Origin of the sequence: Mycobacterium sp. E1747, from assembly GCF_001667775.1 — a bacterium.
GTDB lineage: Bacteria > Actinomycetota > Actinomycetes > Mycobacteriales > Mycobacteriaceae > Mycobacterium.
The window spans coordinates 1-678 of sequence record NZ_LZJI01000217.1; the positions used below are offsets into that span (position 1 = coordinate 1).

Here is a 678-nt window from a genome sequence, read left to right on the forward strand (position 1 = left end):
GGCCGCTTCCTTATTGGCCTCTAGATTTTCCGCCCAAATATTGAGAGTCCGCTCGTAGTGCTCACGCAGTAATTGGACCTTTTCGACCGAGAATCCGGCGGGCTCAGCGAATTTGAAAATATCTTCCTGGGTCGGCAGCTGGCCACCCGGAAAAATCTCGGTGCCGATGAATCGCGCGAATTTCACATCGTTCATCGTCAGCTTGATGCCGAGTGCGGGCATCTGCTGCCATTGATAGGTCAAAATGGTGTGCAACAGCATCCGACCGTCATCGGGCAGGATGTGGTGGGCGCGTTCAAAAAACGCCGGCCACCGGTCGGCCTTGAACGCCTCGAAGGCGCCAATGCTGACGATCCGGTCGACGGGCTCGTGGAACTTCTCCCAACCCTCCAACAGCACCCGTCGGGTGCGGGGGGTGTCCATCTCGTCGAACGTCTTCTGCACGTGCTCGGCCTGGTTCTCCGACAACGTCAACCCCACGACGTTCACGTCGTACTTCTCGATGGCCCGGCGCATGGTCGCGCCCCAGCCGCAGCCGATGTCCAGCAGCGTCATACCCGGTTCCAGCTTCAGCTTGCCCAGCGCCAGGTCGATCTTGGCGAGCTGCGCCTCTTCCAGGGTCATGTCGTCGCGCTCGAAGTAGGCGCAGCTGTACGTCTGGGTAGGGTCGAGGAACAT

1 protein-coding gene is annotated in these 678 nt (G+C 59.9%); it reads right to left on the minus strand.

The window, feature by feature from the left end:
• Positions 1-678, minus strand: a 678-nt coding sequence (locus A5695_RS23270; protein ID WP_068087944.1) for a cyclopropane mycolic acid synthase family methyltransferase, incomplete at both ends; no start/stop codon positions are given.